This is a genomic window from Nocardia sp. CC201C (assembly GCF_030010695.1).
GTDB classification, from domain to species: Bacteria; Actinomycetota; Actinomycetes; order Mycobacteriales; family Mycobacteriaceae; genus Nocardia; species Nocardia otitidiscaviarum.
The window spans coordinates 21,782-29,286 of the sequence record NZ_JASCXP010000036.1 but is presented as its reverse complement, the minus strand read 5'-3'; the positions used below and the strand labels follow the sequence as shown (position 1 = coordinate 29,286).

At 69.7% G+C, this 7,505-nt stretch carries 6 protein-coding genes; 3 read left to right on the top strand and 3 right to left on the bottom strand.

All coding sequences use genetic code 11. From position 1 onward, the window contains the following. Positions 1-70 precede the first annotated feature (70 nt). Together QK444_RS06620 and QK444_RS06615 are read left to right on the top strand one after the other, a co-directional pair. The gene (locus QK444_RS06620) at positions 71-1,798 is read left to right on the top strand and encodes a DEAD/DEAH box helicase (protein WP_282778102.1); all 1,728 of its coding nucleotides are present in this window, start codon (positions 71-73) and stop codon (positions 1,796-1,798) included. Position 1,799: 1 nt separating this feature from the next. Further along, entirely contained in the window at positions 1,800-2,351 is a 552-nt protein-coding gene (locus QK444_RS06615) for a hypothetical protein (protein ID WP_282778099.1), read from the top strand. A 152-nt stretch (positions 2,352-2,503) separates the two neighbouring features. On the opposite strand, the gene QK444_RS06610 is transcribed toward QK444_RS06615, so the two are convergent. Next, positions 2,504-3,244 carry an SDR family oxidoreductase gene (locus QK444_RS06610; RefSeq protein WP_282778097.1) on the bottom strand — a complete coding sequence of 247 codons (741 nt, stop codon included), beginning with the start codon at positions 3,242-3,244 and terminating at the stop codon, positions 2,504-2,506. A gap of 109 nt (positions 3,245-3,353) precedes the next feature. On the opposite strand from QK444_RS06610, the gene QK444_RS06605 reads away from it, so the two are divergent. Beyond that, positions 3,354-3,956 (top strand): TetR/AcrR family transcriptional regulator, encoded by a 603-nt coding sequence (locus QK444_RS06605; RefSeq protein WP_282778094.1) that lies wholly within the window; start codon positions 3,354-3,356, stop codon positions 3,954-3,956. 27 nt (positions 3,957-3,983) lie between these two features. Here the strand turns inward: QK444_RS06605 and QK444_RS06600 are convergent, their stop codons facing one another. Next, positions 3,984-5,534, bottom strand: coding sequence for an APC family permease (locus tag QK444_RS06600; RefSeq protein ID WP_282778092.1), 1,551 nt, complete (start codon positions 5,532-5,534; stop codon positions 3,984-3,986). Between the two features lie 166 nt (positions 5,535-5,700). Next, a complete protein-coding gene (locus tag QK444_RS06595) occupies positions 5,701-7,422 on the bottom strand; it encodes a DEAD/DEAH box helicase (protein WP_282778090.1) in 1,722 nt (573 codons plus the stop codon). Positions 7,423-7,505: the final 83 nt, after the last annotated feature.

The window sequence follows — 7,505 nt, the reverse complement described above, 5'->3', positions numbered from 1 at the left end:
CGATTTGACACGAACCGAATCGAGGTGTCCCCTGTCCGCCATCCACGTCACCTATCTGCCGGACCGGCACATGTTCGCCCTCTGGACCTGGGCCGGAACCGGCCCCGGCGCCGCCCCGCGCGATATCGGGGAGCGGGAAACCGTCGCGCTGGCCGTGCCGTCCGGGCGGCGGATCGAGATCGCCGACGTCGAATGCGCCCTGGTGGAACCCGAGCGACTCCCGACGCTGGCACTGCCCGACCTCGCGTCCTCCGGTCGGGCGTGGCTCGCGGCGCTCACCGACACACCCGGTCCCTTACCCACCGCCGCGCACGCGGTGCCCAACGCGGCGGGAACGGCCGTGGTGTCCGCCGAACGGGCACTGCGGACCCTGCGGGAGACGGTGGCCCTCTCCGGCGAACTGCGCTCGGGCCTGAAGGCGGAGCTGCGGCCCTACCAGGCCCGCGGCATCACCTGGCTGCGGGAGACGACCACCGCGCACGGTGGCGCGGTGCTGGCCGATGAGATGGGCCTCGGGAAGACGGTGCAGGCCATCGGCTTCCTGCTGGGGCGGGCCGCCGAGGGTCCGCAACTGGTGGTGTGCCCGACCTCCCTGGTCGGCAACTGGGTGCACGAGATCGAACGATTCGCACCCGGCCTGCGCGCCGTGGCCTGGCGGGGCGGGCAGCCGCCGCACGCGACGGCGGGCACGGTGGTGGTCACCGGCTATCCCACCCTGCGCGGGCACGGCCCCGCCCTGACCGAAACACACTGGGCCGCGGTGGTGTTCGACGAGGCGCAGGTCCTGAAGAATCCGCGCACGCAGGTGGCCAAGGCGGCGCGGGCCATCGCCGCGGCGGTGCGGGTGGCGCTCACCGGTACCCCGGTGGAGAACCATCTCGACGAGCTGTGGGCGCTGCTCAACCTGGTGGTGCCCGGGGAGTTCACGCACCGGTCACAGTTCCGCCGCCGATTCGTGCGGCCGGTGCACGAGGGGTCGGCAGAGGCGGTGCTGCGGCTGCGCGACGCCATCGAACCGGTGGTGCTGGCGCGGCGCAAGGCCCAGGTGGCGGCGAGCCTGCCGCCCAAGATCCACAGCGACCTGGTCTGTGATCTGACCGCCGAACAGGAGACGCTCTACGACCGGCTGCTCGACCGCGCCGAGGCGGAAGGCTTCGGGTCCGGAGCGCAGCGGCACACGCGCGTGCTGGCGGTGCTCACCGAGTTGAAGCAGGTGTGCAACCATCCCGGCCTCATCACCGGCGAGCTGGACGAATTGTCCGGGCGCTCGGGCAAGTTCGACGTATGCGCCGATATTCTCGCCAACAATGTGGAGGTCGGCGCGCCCACACTGGTGTTCACGCAGTACCGGCGCACCGGGGAGCTGTTGGTGCGGCTGTGCGCCGAACGGTTCGGGGTGACGGCCCCGTTCTTCCACGGCGGGCTGAACCAGCAGGAGCGCGCCGAAATCGTGCGGCGATTCCAATCCGCCGACGGCCCACCGGTTCTCGTGCTGAGCTTGAAGGCGGCCGGGACGGGGCTGACATTGACCCGGGCGGCGGATGTGGTGCATTTCGACCGCTGGTGGAATCCGGCGGTGGAGGCGCAGGCCTCCGATCGCGCGCACCGCATCGGGCAGACCCGCACCGTCACCGTCACCACGCTGACCTCGGGCACCACCATCGAGGAGCACATCGCGGGCATGCACGACCGCAAATCGGCGCTCACCGATCTCTCCGATGCCGCCGGAGTGGCGACTCTGGCCCGCCTCGACGACGACCGACTCATGGAACTGCTGCGCCGGAAGCGAGGCAACTGATATGCCCGACAACGAATTCGGTTTCACGACGTGGGGTATGGACTGGGTGCGCCTGGCCGAACCGCTCTCGGTGACCAAACCCGAACCGCTGCTGCCCCGCGCCCGCAGCATCGCCCGGCACGGCGGGGTGCGGACGGAGATCGAGCACAGCGTGGTGCGCGCCACCATCCACCGCGGTTCCGAGGCGTCGGTCACCTACCTGGAGTTCGCGCCGCTGACCGGCGCCGCCATCCGCACCATCGCCGAACTCGTCCCCGCCGGTGCGCTGACCCCGACCGACGAGATGCACGCCGCGATCCGCGCCGCGGGCATCTCCCTCGCGCCCACCCTCACCAGCGCGGACTGCTCCTGCCGCGCGCGCACCACCCGCTGCGTCCATATGCTCGCCACCTGCTACACGCTGGCTCGCATGGTGGACGAGAATCCCTGGCTGGCCCTGGACCTCCAGGGCTACCGCACGGGCGGCGCGACCGAGGAGGGCCCGGAGCCCGCGCCGGCCCGCTGGACCCCCATCGACAGTCTGGATCCCGCCCGGTTCTTCGACGTCGCCTGAATACGGTCGGCGCGGCTGGGCGACCGTGGAAGTCACCGTCGAGCATCCCCGCATCTCCCAGGAGCACGGCGTGCTCGATGGCGACTTCGCCCATCCGTGGGTGACCATCCCGCTTCTCCCAGCCGCTGAGCCGAGTCGCGACCGACCGCGGATCAGGCGTTCGTTCCGCTGTCGACGGTGAGGAACGCGCCGGTGACGCTGCGGGCGGAATCGCTCGCGAGATAGGCGACGGCGGCGGCGATATCGGTGGCCGCACCGAAGCGGCCCAGGGCGGTGAGCTGGACCTGGCCCTCGGCGTGATCGCTGTCGGCGGGGTTCATATCGGTGTCGGTGGAGCCGGGCTGGATGAGATTGACGGTGATGCCGCGCGGGCCGAGTTCACGGGCAAGGGCCTTGGTGAATCCGTTGAGGGCCGATTTGCTCAGGTTGTAGAGCGCCAGTCCGCCGAAGGGCGCGTGCTCGACCAGGTTGGTGCCGATGCTGATGATGCGGCCACCCTCGGTCAGATACTTCAGCGCGGCCTGCGCGGCGACGAACGGGGCGCGGGCGTGGATGTGCAGGGCGTTGTCGATCTCGTCCACGGTGAACTCCTCGAACGGCTTGGCCGGGAAGATACCCGCGTTGTTGACCAGCACATCGAGTCGGCCGAGCTCGGTGGCGGCGCGGTCGACGGCGGCGGCCACCGCGGAGGCGTCGGCGCTGTCGGCCCGTATCGCCACGGCCCGACGACCCAGCGCCTCGAGTTCGGCCACCATGTTCTTCGCCAGCACCTCATTGGCCTGGTACGTCAGTGCCACATCCGCGCCCGCGGCGGCGAGCGCGCGGGCGATCGCCGCGCCGATCCCCCGGCTGCCACCGGTCACCAGCGCCACCTTGCCCGTCAGATCCGACATCGGAACCCTCCATAACTTTTTGTGTCGATCAGTACATAAATACCCAAGCAGAGGTCGGCCGGTCGCGTCAAGGGGTATATTTAACGATCGACACAGAAAGGAGTCCGCCATGGCGGAACGCGGACGGCCACGGGCGTTCGACCGCGACATCGCGCTGCGGCGCGCCATGGAGGTGTTCTGGGAGCACGGCTACGAGGGCGCGTCCATGACCGACCTCACCACCGCCATGGGCATCAACTCCCCCAGCCTGTACGCGGCCTTCGGCGGCAAGGAGGCGCTGTTCCGCGAGGCCGTCGCGCTCTACGGCCGCACCGAGGGCGGCCTGACTGAACGCGCCCTGCGCGAGGAGCCCACTGCCCGCGCCGCCATCGAGGCCATGCTGCGCGACAACGCCCGCTCCTACACCACCCCCGGCTCACCGCGCGGCTGCATGGTGGTGCTGGCCGGCTCCACCTACACCACCCGCAATACCGCCGTCCGCGACTTCCTCATCGATATGCGCAGGTGCACAACCGAAGACATCCGGCAGCGGCTGGAACGCGGTGTCGCCGACGGGGATCTGCCGCCGGACACCGATATCGACGCCCTCGCCGCCTTCTACGCGACCGTGCTGTACGGACTGTCCATTCAGGCCCGCGACGGTGTGGACGACAGCGAACTGCAACGCTCCATCGACACCGCCATGGCGGCCTGGCCGGTACCGGCGCGCTGATCCCTTGCCGCCCAGCGCCTGTCGACCTCAGGCGCGCGGCGTCACATCGGATTCGACGATCCGCTCCGACGGCGCGGGCAGCCGCCGCGCCAGCACCTCACCCCGGAAGAACTCCGGCATGGAGCGGGCGAGCAGCAGATACAGCGGCACCCCGAGCAGCAGGGTGCCCACGCCGAGCAGGAAGACCCCGCCGATCTGCCAGTGCGGCGGGAAGGGCAGCGTCCAGGCGGAATCGCCGTAATCGGCCTGCCAGGAGGTGACGGCCGTCCAGCCCGCCGCGAACAGCAGCATGCCGCCGCCGAGCGCGGGCAGCACGCCCTTCATGACCAGAGCCCTTCGGTCCGAAGCGAATTCGTGCCGGTACAGCCAGGCGCAGCTGACGCCGGTGAGACCGTAGTAGACACCGATGGAGATGCCGATGGCCGTCACCGCGTCGGCGATGAGCCGCCCGCCGGAGGCGAAGTTCAGCGCCACATAGAGCAGCACCGACAGCGCGCCGAACGCCACCGTCGAGACGATCGGGGTGCGGAAGCGCGGATGAACGCGGCCGAACGCCTCCGGCAGCGCGCGATGCAGCGCCATGGAGTAGGTGGTGCGGGCGGTCGGCAGAATCGTGGTCTGGGTGGAGGCCGCGGCCGAGGTGAGCACCATGAGGAACAGCAGGTGCACCAGGAACGAGCCGACCGGGCCCGCGCCGAACACCGCGGTGCCGAGCGCGCCGAGCACATCGTCGACATGATCCGGATTGGCCAGGCCCAGCCCCTCGGTGCCGCTGCCCGCGAACGCCTGCGCCGCCACCGTCACCAGCAGGTAGAGCGCGACGAGGGTGATGGTGGACAGTACCGCCGACCGGCCCGGCGTGCGCCGTGGGTCCACCGTCTCCTGGTTCACCGAGACCGCCGAATCCCATCCCCAGTAGATGAACACCATGAGCAGCAGCGCGGTCACGAAATCGTTGAACGAGCCGATCGCGAACGGGTTGAACCACTCCCAACTCGGCGTCGCCGCACCCACGGCGGCGTGCCCGAGGAACACCCGCACCAGCGCGACCACCGCGAACAGCACCAGGATCACGAACTCGACGGCCAGCAACCAGGACTGCAACCGCGCCGACACATCGATCCCGGCCACCGCCACCGCGGTCATGACCACCAGATAGACAATGCCCAGCAACAGCACCCACCAGCTGGTGGCGTCCGCCCCGATCCCGTCGGCACCCACCAGCAGGAAGGTGTACTGCGCGCTGATCTGGGCCAGACTCGCCATCACCAGCAGATCCGACACCACGATCGCCCACCCGGCCATCCACCCCGTGAACGGACCGAACGCCCGCGTCGCCCACACGAAGCTGGTCCCCGGATCCGGTTCCACCGCATTGAGATCCCGGTATCCGATGGCCACCAGCAGCATCGGCACGAACGCCAGCAGCACGATGATCGGAGCCTGCAACCCCACGGCCGCAACCACCAGTCCGAGCGTGGCGGTAATGCTGTACGCGGGCCCGGCGGAGGCCACACCGATGACGACGCTGGACGCCAGGGAAAGCGCACCTGACCGCAGGGTGCTCGGAGAAGTCACCGAACAAGGTTAATGGCAACCGTCCCGCAACCAGGAATCCGAGGCCGCATCCGAGCGGAGCACAACCGAGCGGGGGCCGCGCCCGAACGGCGGGGCCGCATCCGAGCCACGTAGGTCCGCGCTCGAGTCGCAGCGCCAGCGGCGCGGCTTCCCGGGTGCCGCCGTCCTACATCCGGCGCAGGGCGGCGATCCGCTGCTCGAGCTGATCGGCGGTCGCCAAAGCCGTGGGCGGTCCCCCGCATTCGCGGCGCAATTCCCCGTGGATCACCCCGTGCGGCTTTCCGGTCCGATGGTGATGCATGGCCACCAGGCTGTTCAGCTCCCGACGCAGTTCCCCGAGCCGGTCGGCGGTCGCCGCCCGCTCGGTGGCCGCGGTGATTCCGGCCCCCGATTCGGGTCGCACCGCGGTGTCCACCGCCGCGCTGCGCTCCTGCAACTGCCGGGTCTGCCGGTCGCGCAGCAGCGCCCGCATCTGGTCGGCGTCGAGCAGACCGGGAATGCCGAGGTAGTCGGCCTCCTCGTCACTGCCCGCGAAGGTCGCGGTGCCGAAGGAGTCGCCGTCGTAGATGACCTGGTCGAGTTCGGCGTCGGCGGCGAGGGCGACGAACTTGCGCTCCTCCTCCCCCGGCTCGTCTTTCTGCCGGTTGGCGTCGATGAGCAGTTCGTCCTCGAGGGCGCTGGCCTCGCGGTGCGGTTTGCCGATCACGTGGTCGCGCTGGATCTCCAGCTGCGCCGCCAGGTCGAGCAGCACCGGCACCGAGGGTAGGAAGACGCTCGCGGTCTCCCCGGGTCTGCGCGCACGCACGAAACGTCCGATGGCCTGCGCGAAGTACAGCGGCGTCGACGCGGACGTGGCGTACACGCCCACCGCCAGCCGCGGCACGTCGACGCCCTCGGACACCATCCGGACGGCCACCATCCACGGGTCGGTGCTCCGGCTGAACTGGTCGATGCGGTCGGAGGAGCCCGGATCGTCGGAGAGCACCACGGTCGGCTTGCTGCCGGAGATGTGCTCGATCAGTTCGGCGTAATCGCGGGCCTTCTCCTGATCGGTGGCGATGATCAGGCCGCCCGCGTCCGGCATCCCGGTGGCGCGCAGCTGCCGCAGGCGGGTGTCGGCGGCGGTGAGCACCTTCGACATCCAGTCACCGGCGGGGTCGAGCGCGGTGCGCCAGGCGCGGGCGGTGTGCTCGGCGCTCAGCGGTTCCCCGAGCCTGGCCTGGTACTCCTCGCCCGCGCTGTCGCGCCAGTGTGCGTCACCGCTGTAGGCGAGGAAGACCACCGGACGCACGACGCCATCCGCGAGGGCCTCCGAATAGCCGTAGGTGTGGTCGGCACGCGACTTCTCGAAACCCGACTCGTCGGGCTCGTAGCTGACGAACGGAATCTTCGAGTCGTCGCTGCGGAACGGCGTACCCGTCAGCGCCAGGCGTCGGGTGGCGTCGCCGAATGCCTCCTCGACCGCCTCACCCCAGCTCTTGGCGTCACCGGCGTGATGGATCTCGTCGAAGATCACCAGGGTGCGCCGGTTCTCGGTGCGCACCCGATGCTTGAACGGATGCGAGGCCACCTGCGCGTAGGTGACGACCACACCGTGGTAATCCGACGATGTGGAACCCGTGGAGTTGGAGAAGTTGGAATCGAGCTGGAGTCCGCTGCGTTGCGCCGAGGCCGCCCACTGGTGTTTGAGGTGCTCGGTCGGTGCGACCACGGTCACCTGGTCGACGGTGCGATCGGTGAGCAGTTCGGCGGCGATACGCAGCGCGAACGTGGTCTTACCGGCACCGGGCGTGGCCACCGTGAGGAAGTCCCGTGGCTTCGACGTCAGATACTTGGTGAGAGCCCTACGCTGCCATGCACGAAGCGAACCGCCACCACCCGAAGTCACTCGGAAGAGATTAGCGACCGCGACCGACACCGCACCAATTCGACACATCACAGTTGGGTGGTTCCCGACACATTGGCAGGTCG